Below are 14,318 nucleotides of genomic sequence, written 5' to 3'. Positions count from 1 at the left end.
GACGACGTGGGAGGTGAAGCGGTGAGGGTGGCGCGAGACACCGTTGTAAGATTGGCGAAGGCGGCAGCGACAGCCAATCTCCCCCCTTGCGGGGGAGATGTCCGGCAGGACAGAGGGGGGTTCGAAGGAACGCCAGCGTTCCTTCTTGCCCACTTTCATTTCGGCCACTTTCTGAGAACGCAATGGCTGCCGGTTGAGACGCTGGCGGGACAGCACCCCCCTCTGTCCTGCCGGACATCTCCCCCGCAAGGGGGGAGATCAGCCCTCGCCTCGGTTTTCGCTAATCGCCAGCGCGGAGTGGCCTGAGCATGGGTCACGACCTCGTTCCATCGCGTCAGCGCAAGAATGCAAAGTCCATGCGTCGCGTCATGACCGATGCCGAGCTGAAACTGTGGAATGAGTTGCGGGCTCACCGGCTGATGGGGATGAGCTTTCGCCGACAGGTACCGATTGGGCCCTACATTGTCGATTTCGCCTGTTCGGCCCACCACCTCGTAGTCGAGGTTGATGGCAGTCAGCATGCCGACGTAGAAGATGCAGAACGCGACAAGGCACGCAGCGCTCAATTGAGCGCCAGTGGCTGGACCATCCTGCGCTTCTGGAATGACGACGTCATCCGCGATATCGACAATGCCTGCCAGCACATCGTCATCGGGGCCGGCTTGGCCGGCGCCGACGTGCCGGCGCCAGCAAGGGAGGAGCTTGTTTCATGATCGACCATCTCGGCATCAATGTCGCCGACTTCGACGCGTCGAAAGCCTTTTATGACCAGGCGATAGCGCCGCTTGGCGCCTCGCTGATCTACATGGTGCCACTGGAATATACCGGCGGCGCCAAGGTCGGTGGCTATGGCCGCGACCGGCCGGTGTTCTGGCTGCAGGCCAGCGATGACAAGCCGAGGACCCATCAGCACGTCGCCTTCACCGCGCGCAGCCGCGCCGAGGTCGACGCCTTCCATGCCGCGGCGCTCGCCGCCGGCGGCAAGGACAATGGCGGGCCGGGGCTGCGCCCGCATTATCACCCGGACTATTACGGCGCCTTCGTCTTGGATCCCGACGGCAACAATGTCGAGGCCGTCTGCCATGCGCCCGAATGACTATGAAACGGAGTGAGACGCCATGAGCCTCGACAACCGGCCGATCTACACCGGTGGCTGCCAGTGCGGCGCGGTGCGCTTTCGCGTCGAGGGTGCGCTGGGTGACGCCTCGATCTGCCATTGCCGCATGTGCCAGAAGGCGTTCGGCTCATTTTACGCGCCCCTGGTCTCGGTGCGTGGCGCCAAACTCGACTGGACGCGCGGCGAACCGAAATATTTCGCCTCGTCCAGCCATGTCGATCGTGGCTTTTGCGCCAATTGCGGCACGCCGCTGACCTTTACCGCGCCCGACGGCATCGGCCTCGCCATCGGCGCCTTCGACAATCCGGCTGATATCGTGCCGCTGATCCAGTGGGGCACGGAGGCAAAACTTCCCTATGTCGATACCATCCCGCAATTGCCGGGCGAGGACACTATGGCCGACATGTCGTCGGCGCCTTATCTCGCCGAGCTCGTCTCCTACCAGCATCCCGACCATGACACCGAACAATGGCCGCCAGAGGAAAAGTTATGACCGATGAAGTTCGAACCGGCGGCTGCCAGTGCGGTGCCGTGCGTTTCCGCATCAAGGGCAAGCTCGGCCGGGCGTCCATCTGCCATTGCCGCATGTGCCAGAAACAGTTCGGTTCGTTTTTCGGCGCGCTGGTGACAGTGCCCAAGGATGGCGTCGAATGGATGCGCGAAGAGCCCACCTATTTCCAGTCGTCGGTCAACATCGATCGCGGCTTCTGTGCCCGCTGCGGTACACCGCTGACCTATCGCCAACCTGGCGCACTGGAGATCGCCATCGGCGCCTCCGACGACCGCTCCGATCTGGCGCCGCAGATCCAGGTCAACTACGCGGTCCGATTGCCTTGGGTGGAAACGATCTTTGACCAGCCCATGCATCAGGATCCGGATTTCTACTCCCGCCAGGAGCAGATCATCTCCTTCCAGCATCCCGACCACGAAACCACGGACTGGCCCGCGCGCGGCCTGAACATATGAGCAATGAAATGAACAGTGAACTTCGTACTCTTTATCCAGAGATCGAGGCGTTCGAGTCCGGCATGCTCGATGTCGGCGACGGCCATCATATCTACTGGGAGCGCGCCGGAACCAGGGGCGCCAAGCCGGCCGTTTTCCTGCATGGCGGTCCCGGCGGCGGCTTCTCGCCAAAACATCGGCAATTGTTCGACCCGAAGCTTTACGACGTCATCCTGTTCGACCAGCGCGGCTGCGGGAAATCGACACCCAACGCCTCGCTCGAGGCCAACACCACCTGGCACCTGGTTGCCGACATCGAGCGGCTGCGTGAGATGTGCGGCTTCGAAAAATGGCTGGTGTTCGGCGGCTCGTGGGGCTCGACGCTGGCGCTGGCCTATGCCGAGACGCATCCTAATCGCGTCAGCGAGCTTGTCGTGCGCGGCATCTACACGCTGACCCGCGCCGAACTCGAATGGTACTATCAGTTCGGCGTCTCCGAGATGTTCCCCGACAAATGGGAGCGTTTCCTGGCGCCAATTCCTGAAGCCGAGCGCGGCGACATGATGGCCGCTTACCGCAGGCGGTTGGTCGGCGCCGATGGCAAGGCGCAGCTGGAAGCCGCCCTTGCCTGGAGCCTGTGGGAAGGTGAGACGATCACGCTGCTACCGGAGCCGGAGACCAGCGACAAGTTCGGCGAGGACGACTTCGCCATCGCCTTTGCCCGCATCGAGAACCACTATTTCGTCCACGCCGGCTGGCTGGAGGAGGGGCAGCTTCTGCGCGATGCCCATAAGCTCGCGGATATTCCCGGCACAATCGTCCACGGCCGCTACGACATGCCGTGCCCGGCGCGCTATGCCTGGGCCCTGCACAAGGCCTGGCCGAAGGCGGATTTCCACCTCATCGAAGGCGCCGGCCATTCCTATTCGGAGCCGGGGATTCTGGATCGGCTGATACGCGCGACGGATGGGTTTGCGAGGAAATGACAGCGCGTGGCACCCCCCTCTGTCCTGCCGGACATCTCCCCCTCAAGGGGGGAGATTGGCTGTCATCGGCGCTTTCGCAAATCTTCATCGCTGCAGGAAACGATCCGACGCTAAAGCTGCCGATCTTCCCCCTTGAGGGGGAGATGGCCGGCAGGCCAGAGGGGGGTGCTCGCGCGCCAACAGAACAATGACCAAACAACGCCTCTATCTCTTCGACACAACCCTCCGCGATGGCCAGCAGACGCCGGGCATCGACTTTTCCGTCGAGGACAAGATCGCGATTGCCAAGCTGCTCGATGAGTTCGGCATGGACTATGTCGAAGGCGGCTATCCCGGCGCCAATCCGACCGACACCGCCTTCTTCCAGCAGAAGCGCACGGCGAAGGCAAAGTTCGTCGCCTTCGGCATGACCAAGCGGGCAGGCGTGTCGGCCTCCAACGACCCGGGCCTGGCAGCGCTCGTGCAGTCCAAGTCCGACGCCATCTGCTTCGTCGCCAAGAGCTGGGACTATCATGTCCGCGTCGCGCTCGGCTGCACCAATGAGGAAAACCTCGACTCGATCAACGCGTCGGTCGAAGCAGCTGTTGCCGCCGGCAAGGAAGCGATGGTCGATTGCGAGCATTTCTTCGACGGCTTCAAGGCCAATCCGGACTACGCACTGGCCTGCGCCAGGACCGCCTATGATGCCGGCGCGCGCTGGGTGGTGTTGTGCGACACCAATGGTGGCACGCAGCCCTCGGAAGTGCGCGCCATCGTCGACAAGGTCATTGTTTCAGGTATTCCGGGCGGCCATCTCGGCATCCATGCCCATGACGACACCGGCCAAGCGGTGGCCAATTCGCTCGCCGCCGTCGAGGCCGGCGTGCGCCAGATCCAAGGCACGCTGAACGGCATCGGCGAGCGCTGCGGCAACGCCAATCTGGTCTCGATCGTACCGACGCTGGCGCTGAAGCCGGCCTTCGCCGATCGGTTTGAAACCGGCATCTCGGCCGAGGCGCTGACCGGGATATCCCGGCTTTCCCGCGCCTTCGACGAATTGCTGAACCGTGCTCCGGAAGCGCAGGCGCCCTATGTTGGCGCCTCGGCCTTCGCCACCAAGGCCGGCATCCATGCCTCCGCACTGGCCAAGGAGCCGGCGACCTATGAACATGTGCCGCCCGAGGCGGTAGGCAACCGCCGCCGCGTTATGGTTTCGGACCAGGGCGGCAAGGCCAATTTCCTCGCCGAGCTGAAGCGGCGCGGCATCGATGTGCCCAGAGACGACCATCGTCTCGATGCGCTGATCTCGGTGGTCAAGGAGCGCGAGGCCGAGGGCTACGCCTATGAGGGCGCCGATGCCTCCTTCGAGCTGTTGGCGCGCAAAATGCTGCACGGCCTGCCGGAGTTCTTCAACGTCACTTCGTTCCGCTGCATGGTCGAGCGCCGCTTCGATGCCAACGGCCAGTTGAAGACGGTCTCCGAAGCCATCGTCAAGGTGATGGTCGAGGGCGAGGAGAAGATGTCGGTGGCCGAAGGCCACGGCCCGGTCAACGCGCTCGACATCGCGTTGCGCAAGGACCTCGGCAAATTCCAGAGCGAGATCGCCGACATGGAGCTCGCCGATTTCAAGGTGCGTATCCTCAATGGCGGCACCGAGGCGATCACTCGCGTCCTGATCGAATCGCATGACGGCACCGGCGCACGCTGGTGGACGGTCGGCGTGTCGGAAAACATAATCGACGCCTCCTTCCAGGCGCTGATGGATTCGATCGTCTACAAGCTGATGAAGAACCGCGACATGGCGGGATTGGTGGCGGCGGAGTAGGGTTGCAAGACGTGGGTTTCCTCGCCCCCCGAAGTGGGGCGAGGAACTGGCGCCGCCCCTTGAGCCATCAGCGGAAGTCCATTGATCCATCATAATTTTGCGATGGTTTTGGATGGCCCACTGGGCCATAGCGTTTGCCATGGCCAGCGACACGATCCAGCCCGACGCCGACTCCAAAGCCCGCAGCGGCTTTCTCCTCGCGCTCGGCGCTTATCTGCTATGGGGCCTGTTGCCCTTCTACATGAAGGCGGTTGCGCATCTGCCGCTGATCGAGGTGATCGCCCACCGCATCGTCTGGTCGGTGCCGATTGCTGCTGCAGTGCTGGTCTGGGCCGGCCGCACAGCCGATTTCAAGGCGGCGATCCGCTCGCCGCGCAGCATCGCCATGGCGGCGCTGACGGCGACCCTGATCTCCGTCAACTGGGCCATCTATGTCTGGGCGATCTCGGTCGACCGCACTGTCGAGACCGCGCTCGGATACTACATCAACCCATTAGTTAGCATCGTCGTCGGCGCGTTGTTGCTCGGCGAGAAGCTCGACCGGCTGCAGATCGCGGCCGTGTTGCTGGCGGCGGTCGCAGTTGCCGTTCTGACCGTCGATGCCGGCAAATTGCCTTGGGTGTCGTTGGCGCTGGCGTTTTCCTTCGCTGCCTATGGGTTCTTCCGCAAGACGCTGCCGATCGGCCCGAGCCAGGGCTTTCTGCTCGAAGTGCTTTTGCTGTCGGTGCCGGCGCTTGCCTACATCGTCTTCCTGGTCGTCAACGGCCAGGACCATTTCATCTCCAGCAACGGCACCGATATGGCTTTGCTCATCGGCTGCGGCCCAGTCACCTCGGTGCCGCTGCTTCTGTTCGCCTTCGGCGCCAAGCTTCTGCGCCTCTCCACCATCGGCATCATGCAGTACATCGCACCGACCATGGTGTTCCTGATCGCCGTGCTGATTTTCGACGAGCCGTTCGGCACCACGCAAGCAATTGCCTTCGCGCTGATCTGGGCGGCATTGGCGATGTATTCCTGGTCGATGTTTCGTGGCCGTGAAATCCGCCCGGTGGCGTTGGCCCCGAAGTAGGGAGCCTTTCGATGTACGTGCTGCATATTGCCAACAAGAACTATTCGTCATGGTCGCTGCGGCCATGGGTGCTGATGCGCACCCTCGACATTCCGTTCGAGGAGCAATTGACGCCGTTTCCGACCGGGCCCAGTTTCGATCTCTACCGGGCGTTCTCGCCCAGCGGGCGCGTGCCTTGCCTGGTGGATGACGGCTGGGCTGTCTGGGATTCGCTGGCTATTGCCGAGTATCTCGCCGAGCGCCACCATGGTGTGTGGCCTGCTGAGGCCAAGGCGCGAGCCTGGGCGCGCTCGGCCGCCGCCGAAATGCATTCTGGTTTCACGGCCTTGCGCGGCGCATGCCCGATGAATTGCGGCTTGCGGGTGAAACCGTTGCCGATGTCGGACGCGCTGAAGCAGGATCTGTTCCGTTTGGGCGATCTCTGGAACGATGGCCTTGCCCTGTTCGGCGGGCCGTTCCTTGCCGGCGGCCATTTTACCGCCGTCGACGCCTTCTTTGCTCCGGTGGCGTTCCGTGTGCTATCCTATGGGCTGTCTTTCGAAGGGGCAGCTGCAGCCTATCCCCCGCAATTGCTTGGCCTGCCGGCCATGCAGGAATGGTATGCGGCGGGTCTCGCCGAGACCTGGCGGGAGCCGGACCATGAGGCGGAGGTCGCTGCCGCCGGCACCATCGTCGAGGATCTTCGCGCTACGGCGTGATGGGCATTCCAGGAAAAGCGCGTCGCGTTCCCTTGGGAATTGAGTGAAAACAAAGGGACCGAGGCGTTACGTCCGCCCGAGCCGCCTTACGAACATGTAGGTCGCCGCGGCGATCACGATCGAAACTGCCGAGACCACCCAGAAGCCCATCGGCGTATTGACCATGGGCAGGCCACCGACATTCATGCCGAACAGGCCTGATATGATGGTCATCGGCAACAGCACCGCCGTCATCACCGACAGCACATAGAGCAGCTGGTTGGACTGCATTGTCAGCTTGGCCATCAACTCGTCCTGCAGCAACCTTGCGCGTGCCTGCAACTGCTCGCCGTCGTGATAGAGCGTGTGTGCCCGGTGCGAGAGCCTTGTCGCCATGTCATTGATCCGATCGGGCAGCTCATTGCGATGCGAATGGTCGAGATGGCGAAAAAGGTTTGTGAGCGTCGCCATCTGCCGGTGGATGACCACCAGTTGACGCCGCGCGTCGACCAGCGACTGCCGCTCGCCGTGCCAGGCATCGCGCACGATAACGGTCCTCGATGCCGTCCAGCGTATCGCCAAGACCGTGGAGCTCGGCCGCCATGCCGTCGAGCGACTGGCCCATGACCGCTTCGACCAGGTCGGCGGGGGAGCGGAATTTGCGCGAGCCGCTCTCCACCGCCTTGCGGATGAGATCGACCGATTCCAGTGGCTGCTTGCGCGCGCCGATCAGCGTCTTGTCGTTGAGCGCAAAACGGAAATGGCCGAGCCCGCGCGCTTCCGCCGAATAGTCGTGGCGCAGATCCGGCAGGTCGCCATAAAGCCAGGCATCCTCGAGATCGATGTGGCAACCCTGGCTGGCGCCGAGGAAAGCTTCGCGCACCGGCCCGGGCAGAGCCTGCTCGGCGGCGATCTCATGACGGGCGCGCAGGTCGGACAGCTGGTAGCTGCGCCATGTCCATGCAACCTCGGCCGCGTCCTTGGTGCGCAGGCCCTCGGCGGTGAAATGGTAGATGAAGAACAGCCCGTGCTCGTCGGGCAGGTAAGGCGACAGGCCTTCCGCGTTGAGAGCAATGTTCGCGGCTCGCCTCGCCAAGAAATTTCGACCAGGTTCAGATTTCGACTATGCCGACGCGCGGATGCCGACCCGTCCTTCGTAACACGAGTGAGGCGGGTTCCGTGTGACGGTTTCTTGACAGGCGATCACAGTTTGTCGAGCAGCGTTTAGAGTGTTTGCTGCTATCGCCGACGAATGGAGCTCACCCATCGCAACGGTCCGGTCAATCGCCAGCTGCGTGACGCAAGCGCCGCATCGCGCTCCGCCACCAGGTCGTCTCGGATCCTGGCCAGCGCGCTACGCTCGGCTACGAGGCCGTCTTGGGCCAGGGCGAGCGCGTCACGCTCCGCCATGAAGCTGTCTCGGGCTTGGATGAGGTCCTGCTGGGCGTGAGCAAGCGCGTCACGCTCCGCCATGAAGCTGTCTCGGTCTCGGATGAGGGCCTGTTGGGCGTCAGCGAGGGCGTCACGCTCGACGATGCCCTTTTCCAGTTCGCCGTGTAGCCGTTTAGCGGCCAGGTTCCCTGCGGTAACGGCCTTGCCAACCACATCGCAGCTCTCATCGAACGTCGCCCGCACCCTGTCGAGCTGGTCGCGCAAGTCCTGGCTGTCGCCTTCAGACGCCATACTGCGCAAAATGGCATAGGCGCTGCGGACTAATGGCGTGGCATCCGGATGGTTTTGCAGATCAGCGACCGAGGCCCGCTGATGATGCAGGTCCTTGTCCAGGAACTCGGCGATTGCGGTGTCGGCCTGATCGGACGTGACAGGCCAGACGATTCCGGTCTCCCTGGCCGCGCGGTCCATCTGATGTCGCCAGTCGCTCAACAGGTCTTCGTGGCGCAGGATACAGCGCGGCATGTGTCGCGAATGATGCTCCGCTTCGAGCACGTGCCTGAGCCACAGCATGAACGCTGTCGGCAGTTCCATTTGATCCCGTTCCTGCAGCGAACAGGCGACTTCGAGCGGGTTGCGGACAGGCAGAAATGCGATCGGGTCAATCCTGAGATCGGCCAGGATCGAGGCTATGAAGGGGAGGAACCGGCAGATCCGCGGATCCTTGACGAAAAACAGGGGGGCATCGCCGAACTCGCTGGCAATGATCGCCGTCATCATGGGCCGAAATCGCTCGGCTGCCGGCGACTGCAGCCACTGCCGATCTAGCGGCAGCCAATCTTGCCAGGAGGAGGCGGCCGCCGTGAGCAGGTGGTCGTCGGCGATGGTGAGTGGGGTACTTTCCCAATGTCCCTTGGGATTGTGGAGGCTCCCGGGCAGCAGATGTTTCGGCGGCGTGGCTCCATGCGCGGCGACGAGGGCGCCGAGCGCCGAGGTGCCGCTGCGGTGCATTCCGAGGACCAGGATCGCCGTCCTTGGTTCCGACGCGATCTCGCCCTTCGCGGCCTTCAATCGCTCGCGCGGATTCATCTCCCCTTTGTCTCGCTCTCCAAATTTCCGTTCCCGCCCAATGTTCTCCGTTAACCAACTGCGAAGCGGGCTGCAAATGGAAATCGTCGCCAACGTGCTTACATTGCGCACAAGACGGAGCTCAAGAAAAGCTGGACAGATCGAAGTCAGCTGCCCCAACGCTACAGATCCTTGCCAAGCAGATGCAGTCGATCAGTGGCTTCGCATTGGACTTCTGCTTCTGGGCCAGGCTGGCCTTGTTGCTGTCGCCGATCCAGATGTTGCCCAGTGTTTCGTAGCCGGCAGCCTTGAGCGCCAGCACGACGCGGCGCAGTTGATGCGCCAGGCCGACGACACCAACCGGGCTCAATTCCTGGCCGCCTGCGCCAAGGCCGGCTTCGTCCTCACATCTTGTCAATTACAGACTGCACGCCTTCCGTCGGCGCATCGACCGACGACCCCGCCACCATGATGGCGGCGACGATGGCCTCGGGGTCTTCGACCACCAGCGGCTTGACCCGTTGCGCGGTGTGGATGAAGCCTTCGCTGGCCATATGGTCGAGCAGCGCCAGCATCGGATCCCAGAATCCTTGAACGTTGGCGAAGACGATCGGCTTGCGGTGATGGCCGAGCTGGCCCCAGGTCATGATCTCGACGATTTCCTCGACCGTGCCGATGCCGCCGGGCAGCGCCACAAAGGCGTCGGATTTCTCGAACATCTTGTGCTTGCGCTCGTGCATGTTGTCGGTGATCAGCAACTCGTCGAGCCGGTCAAGCGCGGTTTCGGTCGCCTCCTTGTTGATGAGGAAGCGCGGAATGATGCCCGTTACCTTGCCGCCGGCCTTGAGCGCGCCTTCGGCGACTGCGCCCATAATGCCTTTGGTGCCGCCGCCATAGACCAGCCGCAGGCCGGCTTTGGCGAGCGAGCGGCCAAGCAGGTGCCCGGCCTTGGCATAGATTTCATCGCGGCCCGGAGACGAGCCGCAATAGACGCAGACGGATCGAATCGTGTTCATTCGTGATTGGTGATTGGGTCTGAATGCGGGGTCAAGCCCCAAGGGCTGACAAGCCCGGGCTTTTTCTTGTCGGTGCCGGCAAAACACGCTAGACCGGCTTCAGGTGGCTAAGGGGTAGGGGAAATATGGCTGTTAATCCATTGAAGGCGTTTCTGTTCGCGGCCGGTGGGACCGTCGCGGTCGTCGGAACCGCCTATGTATCGGGCGCACTCGACCCGTATCTGAATCCCACGCCGCCTGCGGCGATTGCATCGCTGACGCCGCCGGCTGAAAAGCCGGCCGATCCGGGGACCGAGGGAAGGCTGCCGCCGGCGCCCGCCGCGCCCACCGATGCCAAGGCTCCCGCAGCACCCGCGCCTGCCGACGCAACGGCTCCCGCGACCGAAGCTGCGGCTCCGGCGGCACCTGCCGCGCCCGCTGCTGCCCCAACAACCCCAGCGCCGGCCGCGGCCGGCCCGGTTGCGCCGAGCTTCGACGTCGTGCGCGTCGAAAGCAACGGCTCGATCGTCGTTGCCGGCAATGCTGCGCCCAATTCGAAGGTCGAGATCCTCAACGGCTCCTCGGTGCTTGGCTCGACTGTCGCCGGTCCGGACGGCGCCTTCGTCATCGTTCTCGACGATCCGCTGAAGCCCGGCGACTATACGATTGGGTTGCGCGCGACGGCCGGCGATGTGGTTACCCCTTCCGTGCAGACCGCCGTCGTTTCGGTTCCCAAGGACGCCGCCGGCCAGGTGCTGGCGATGGTCGAGGAACCCGGCAAGCCGGCCGAGCTGCTTAGCGTCCCGGCGCCTGAGACCAAGCCCGCGGCACCGGCCGCCGGCGATCAGGCCGCTGCCCCAGCCGCTGAGGCGCCTGCTACGGCTGCGCCTGCCGTGGCCGCTGAAACAGCACCTGCTGCTCCGGCTGTGGAAGCCGCAACTGCCCCTGCAGCGCCAGCAGTACCTGCAGCGCCGCCGGCGGCAGGCGTGGCTGCACCCAAGATCGTCGTCGAGGCGGTCGAGATCGACGGCAACAAGATCTTCGTCGCCGGTCTGGCTGACGCCGGCCGCAAGGTGCGCGCCTATGCCAATGATATCCTGCTTGGCGATGCGGTGACCTCGCCCGACGGTCATTTCCTGGTCGAGGCGACGCGCGACATCCCGGTCGGCAGCTACACCATCCATGTCGACGGTCTCGACGCCGACGGCGTGAAGGTCGTGGCCCGCGCCGCCGTGCCGTTCGAGCGCGAACCCGGCGAAGCGATCGCCGCCGTGGCGCCCGCGGAGGCCAAGCCCACCGAGACCAAGCCCGCCGAAGCAAACCCTGCTGAGCCGGCCGCACCGGCTGCTGCCGAAGCACCGGCCGCTCCGAAGCCTGCGGCGCCAGCCACTATCGCGGCTGCCCCTGCGAAGCCCGCACCGGCTGCTGCCGCGTCCGCACCAGCCGCACCGGCAGCGCCCGCCGCTGAGGCTCCAGCCGTCGTCGCGGCGGCAACGCCCGACCTGCCCGAGACGGTGGCGCCAAAGCTCGAACATGCAGACGGCGCGGTCATCATCCGCAGGCACGACACGCTGTGGCGGATCTCACGGCGCGTCTACGGTCACGGTGTGCGCTTCTCGACCATTTATCTCGCCAACCAGGACCAGATCAGCGATCCCGACCGCATCTGGCCGGGGCAGGTGTTCAAGGTTCCGGAAAAGTCCAAGGAAGGCGAAGCCGCCGACCTCAAGGCGATGGGCGAGCAGGTGACAACGGCGCCGGCGAAGACGCAGTAGCGGCCGAGCGCTTGATCTCCTCCCTTGAGGGGGAGATGGCCGGCAGGCCAGAGGGGGTCGCCGCGCATAGAACGCCGACCTTCTCTTTGCTGCAAACGACGTTGCATCAGGACGTACCGACCCCCTCTGTCGCCTTCGGCGACATCTCCCCCTCGAGGGGGGAGATTAGGTCGCTCTACCCATCGGGTTAGCTTGCCACGCACCCGTTCATCGTCTATCGCCGATGAACGATGGCAGACTCGCTCACTGAACCAGACCACGCAAACTGCGCACCGCCCCAAAGCCGCGCCGTTGCCGCGAGCTTCGCCGCACTCTCGCACCCGGCGCGCATCGAGATCCTTAGACATCTCTCGGCCAGCAATTCCTGCTGCTGCCGCGAGGTGGTCGATCATCTCGATCTGGCGCAGTCCACCGTGTCCCAGCATCTGAAGATCCTGGTCGAAGCCGGGCTGGTCCGCTTCGAGCCCGACCGCCAGCGCTCGCGCTATCAACTCGACCGCGCCGCGCTCGCCGACGTTTCCGCATCGCTGACCGCACTCGTCAATTCCTGCTGCTCCGGCCGCTGATTTCTCACCCAAAAGGCAAGACAAGTGGCAGAAAAAACCGTTTCCGATAGCTCGACCTTCAGCACCTTGCGCAATCTGTGGCCCTATATGTGGCCGGCCGACCGCGCCGATCTCAGGGCACGCGTCACCTGGGCAACGCTGCTTCTGGTCGTTGCCAAGCTGACACTGGTTGCCGGGCCGTACTTCTTCAAATGGGCGACCGATTCTCTGGCCGGTGACGCCAAATCGCCGCCGCCGCTGCCGTCCTTCCTGCTGGCGCCGGTGATGCTGGTCGTCGCCTACAATGTCGTGCGGCTGGTGCAACTCGGCTTCAACCAGCTGCGCGATGCGCTGTTTGCCCGTGTTGGCCAGTATGCGGTGCGCCAGCTTGCGTTCCGCACCTTTGTTCACATGCACCAGTTGTCGCTGCGCTTTCACCTCGAGCGCCGCACCGGCGGCCTGTCGCGCATCATCGAGCGCGGCACCAAGGGCATCGAGACGATCGTGCGCTTCATCATGCTGAACACGGCGCCGACCATCCTCGAATTCGCGCTGACCACCGGCATCTTCGCCTACACTTATGGCTGGAAATATGTGGTCGTGGTGGCGGCCACGGTGTGGCTCTACGTCTGGTTCACGGTGCGCGCCAGCGACTGGCGCATCTCGATCCGCCGCGACATGAACGACAGCGACACCGACGCCAACACCAAGGCGATCGACTCGCTGCTCAACTACGAGACCGTCAAATACTTCAACAACGAGGGTATGGAGGCTGAGCGCTTCGACCGTTCGATGGCGCGCTATGAAATGGCGGCGACCAGGATATGGACCTCGCTCGGCTGGCTGAATTTCGGCCAGGGCATCATCTTCGGTCTCGGCACCGTCATCGTCATGTGCATGTCGGCGCTGGAGGTGCAGGCCGGCACGCAGACGGTCGGCGATTTCGTCTTCATCAACGCCATGCTGATGCAGCTTTCGGTGCCGCTCAATTTCATCGGCTTCATCTACCGCGAAATCCGCCAGGGGCTGACCGACATCGAGCAGATGTTCGACCTGCTCGATGTGCCGCAGGAAATCACCGACAAGCCGGATGCCAAGCCGCTCACTGTTACAGCCGGCAAGGTCGAGTTCCGCGACGTGCACTTCGCCTACGACCCCAGCCGCAAGATTCTGAAGGGCGTCTCCTTCGAAGTTCCGGCCGGCAAGACGGTGGCCATCGTGGGCCCGTCCGGCGCCGGCAAGTCGACGATTTCGCGGCTCTTGTTCCGCTTCTACGACGTCCAGGGCGGTCAGGTGCTGATCGACGGCCAGGATGTCCGTGATGTGACGCAGGCGAGCCTGCGCGGCGCCATCGGCATGGTGCCGCAGGACACCGTGCTGTTCAACGACACCATCGCCTACAACATCCGTTACGGCCGCATCGGCGCCAGCGAGGAAGACATGCAGAAAGCCGCCGAGCTTGCCCAGATCGGCCCGTTCATCGAACGACTGCCCGAAGGCTACCGCTCGATGGTCGGCGAGCGCGGGCTAAAACTGTCGGGCGGCGAAAAGCAGCGCGTGGCGATTGCCCGCACGATTTTGAAGGCGCCGCCGATCCTGATGCTCGACGAGGCGACCTCGGCGCTGGACAGCCACACCGAACAGGAGATCCAGGCCGCCCTCGACCTGGTCAGCAAGGGCCGCACCACCATCGTCATTGCCCATCGCCTATCGACGGTGATCACGGCCGACGAGATCATCGTACTCAAGGACGGCGAGATCGCCGAACGCGGCACCCATGCCGAGCTGATGCGCCAACACGGCCTCTACGCCTCGATGTGGGACCGCCAGCGCGAAGCGACGGAAGCCGAGGAGAGGCTGCGCATTGCTAGGGAGAGCGATGAGCTGGGTGTGGTTGTGCGCAGAAGGACTTCGGAGGTGAGCTAGGCGGCGGAGCGCCGATCTC

At 63.8% G+C, this 14,318-nt stretch carries 14 protein-coding genes and 1 pseudogene; 11 read left to right on the top strand and 4 right to left on the bottom strand.

What is annotated here, in order from left to right; genetic code table 11:
* Positions 1-308: 308 nt before the first annotated feature.
* The 8 genes from NKH22_RS26640 (at position 309) to NKH22_RS26605 (ending at position 6,619) form a co-directional block, all read left to right on the top strand.
* Positions 309-713 (top strand): endonuclease domain-containing protein, encoded by a 405-nt coding sequence (locus tag NKH22_RS26640; RefSeq protein ID WP_023822736.1) that lies wholly within the window; start codon positions 309-311, stop codon positions 711-713.
* Complete coding sequence (locus NKH22_RS26635) at positions 710-1,096, top strand: VOC family protein (protein ID WP_023673572.1); 387 nt, start codon at positions 710-712, stop codon at positions 1,094-1,096. The genes NKH22_RS26640 and NKH22_RS26635 overlap by 4 nt, the downstream gene beginning before the upstream one ends.
* Before the next feature lie 22 nt (positions 1,097-1,118).
* Positions 1,119-1,610, top strand: a complete 492-nt coding sequence (locus tag NKH22_RS26630) for a GFA family protein (protein WP_023673573.1) — start codon at positions 1,119-1,121, stop codon at positions 1,608-1,610.
* The gene (locus NKH22_RS26625; RefSeq protein WP_352911673.1) at positions 1,607-2,083 is read left to right on the top strand and encodes a GFA family protein; all 477 of its coding nucleotides are present in this window, start codon (positions 1,607-1,609) and stop codon (positions 2,081-2,083) included. Before NKH22_RS26630 ends, NKH22_RS26625 begins: the two co-directional genes overlap by 4 nt.
* Before the next feature lie 8 nt (positions 2,084-2,091).
* Positions 2,092-3,048, top strand: coding sequence for a prolyl aminopeptidase (gene pip, locus NKH22_RS26620; protein WP_352911670.1), 957 nt, complete (start codon positions 2,092-2,094; stop codon positions 3,046-3,048).
* 187 nt (positions 3,049-3,235) lie between these two features.
* Positions 3,236-4,852: a citramalate synthase gene (gene cimA, locus NKH22_RS26615; protein WP_023684468.1), complete on the top strand. Its 1,617-nt coding sequence runs from the start codon at positions 3,236-3,238 to the stop codon at positions 4,850-4,852.
* A gap of 139 nt (positions 4,853-4,991) precedes the next feature.
* Positions 4,992-5,921 (top strand): EamA family transporter RarD, encoded by a 930-nt coding sequence (rarD, locus tag NKH22_RS26610; protein ID WP_023673577.1) that lies wholly within the window; start codon positions 4,992-4,994, stop codon positions 5,919-5,921.
* Positions 5,922-5,932: 11 nt separating this feature from the next.
* Positions 5,933-6,619, top strand: coding sequence for a glutathione S-transferase family protein (locus tag NKH22_RS26605; protein ID WP_023673578.1), 687 nt, complete (start codon positions 5,933-5,935; stop codon positions 6,617-6,619).
* Positions 6,620-6,685: 66 nt separating this feature from the next.
* On the opposite strand, the pseudogene NKH22_RS26600 reads toward NKH22_RS26605, so the two are convergent.
* The 4 genes and pseudogenes from NKH22_RS26600 to NKH22_RS26585 all read right to left on the bottom strand — a co-directional run bounded on the left by NKH22_RS26600 (position 6,686) and on the right by NKH22_RS26585 (position 10,074).
* Positions 6,686-7,694 (bottom strand): annotated as a pseudogene (locus tag NKH22_RS26600) (transporter).
* Positions 7,695-7,837: 143 nt separating this feature from the next.
* Positions 7,838-9,079 carry a sulfotransferase family protein gene (locus NKH22_RS26595; protein WP_023692882.1) on the bottom strand — a complete coding sequence of 414 codons (1,242 nt, stop codon included), beginning with the start codon at positions 9,077-9,079 and terminating at the stop codon, positions 7,838-7,840.
* Positions 9,080-9,200: 121 nt separating this feature from the next.
* Positions 9,201-9,476 carry a hypothetical protein gene (locus NKH22_RS26590; protein WP_023731441.1) on the bottom strand — a complete coding sequence of 92 codons (276 nt, stop codon included), beginning with the start codon at positions 9,474-9,476 and terminating at the stop codon, positions 9,201-9,203.
* A complete protein-coding gene (locus tag NKH22_RS26585; RefSeq protein ID WP_023673582.1) occupies positions 9,463-10,074 on the bottom strand; it encodes an LOG family protein in 612 nt (203 codons plus the stop codon). Before NKH22_RS26585 ends, NKH22_RS26590 begins: the two co-directional genes overlap by 14 nt.
* A 125-nt stretch (positions 10,075-10,199) precedes the next feature.
* Here NKH22_RS26585 and NKH22_RS26580 point away from each other — a divergent pair, with 125 nt between their 5' ends.
* From NKH22_RS26580 to NKH22_RS26570, 3 genes are all read left to right on the top strand, one after another.
* A complete protein-coding gene (locus NKH22_RS26580; protein ID WP_352580048.1) occupies positions 10,200-11,828 on the top strand; it encodes a LysM peptidoglycan-binding domain-containing protein in 1,629 nt (542 codons plus the stop codon).
* Between the two features lie 230 nt (positions 11,829-12,058).
* Positions 12,059-12,394 (top strand): ArsR/SmtB family transcription factor, encoded by a 336-nt coding sequence (locus NKH22_RS26575; RefSeq protein WP_023693986.1) that lies wholly within the window; start codon positions 12,059-12,061, stop codon positions 12,392-12,394.
* 24 nt (positions 12,395-12,418) lie between these two features.
* Positions 12,419-14,299 (top strand): ABCB family ABC transporter ATP-binding protein/permease, encoded by a 1,881-nt coding sequence (locus NKH22_RS26570; protein ID WP_352499551.1) that lies wholly within the window; start codon positions 12,419-12,421, stop codon positions 14,297-14,299.
* Positions 14,300-14,318: the final 19 nt, after the last annotated feature.

This window comes from Mesorhizobium sp. M1252, assembly GCF_040318265.1.
In the GTDB taxonomy this organism is placed as follows: Bacteria; Pseudomonadota; Alphaproteobacteria; order Rhizobiales; family Rhizobiaceae; genus Mesorhizobium.
This window is presented reverse-complemented; position numbering and strand designations above follow the sequence as displayed.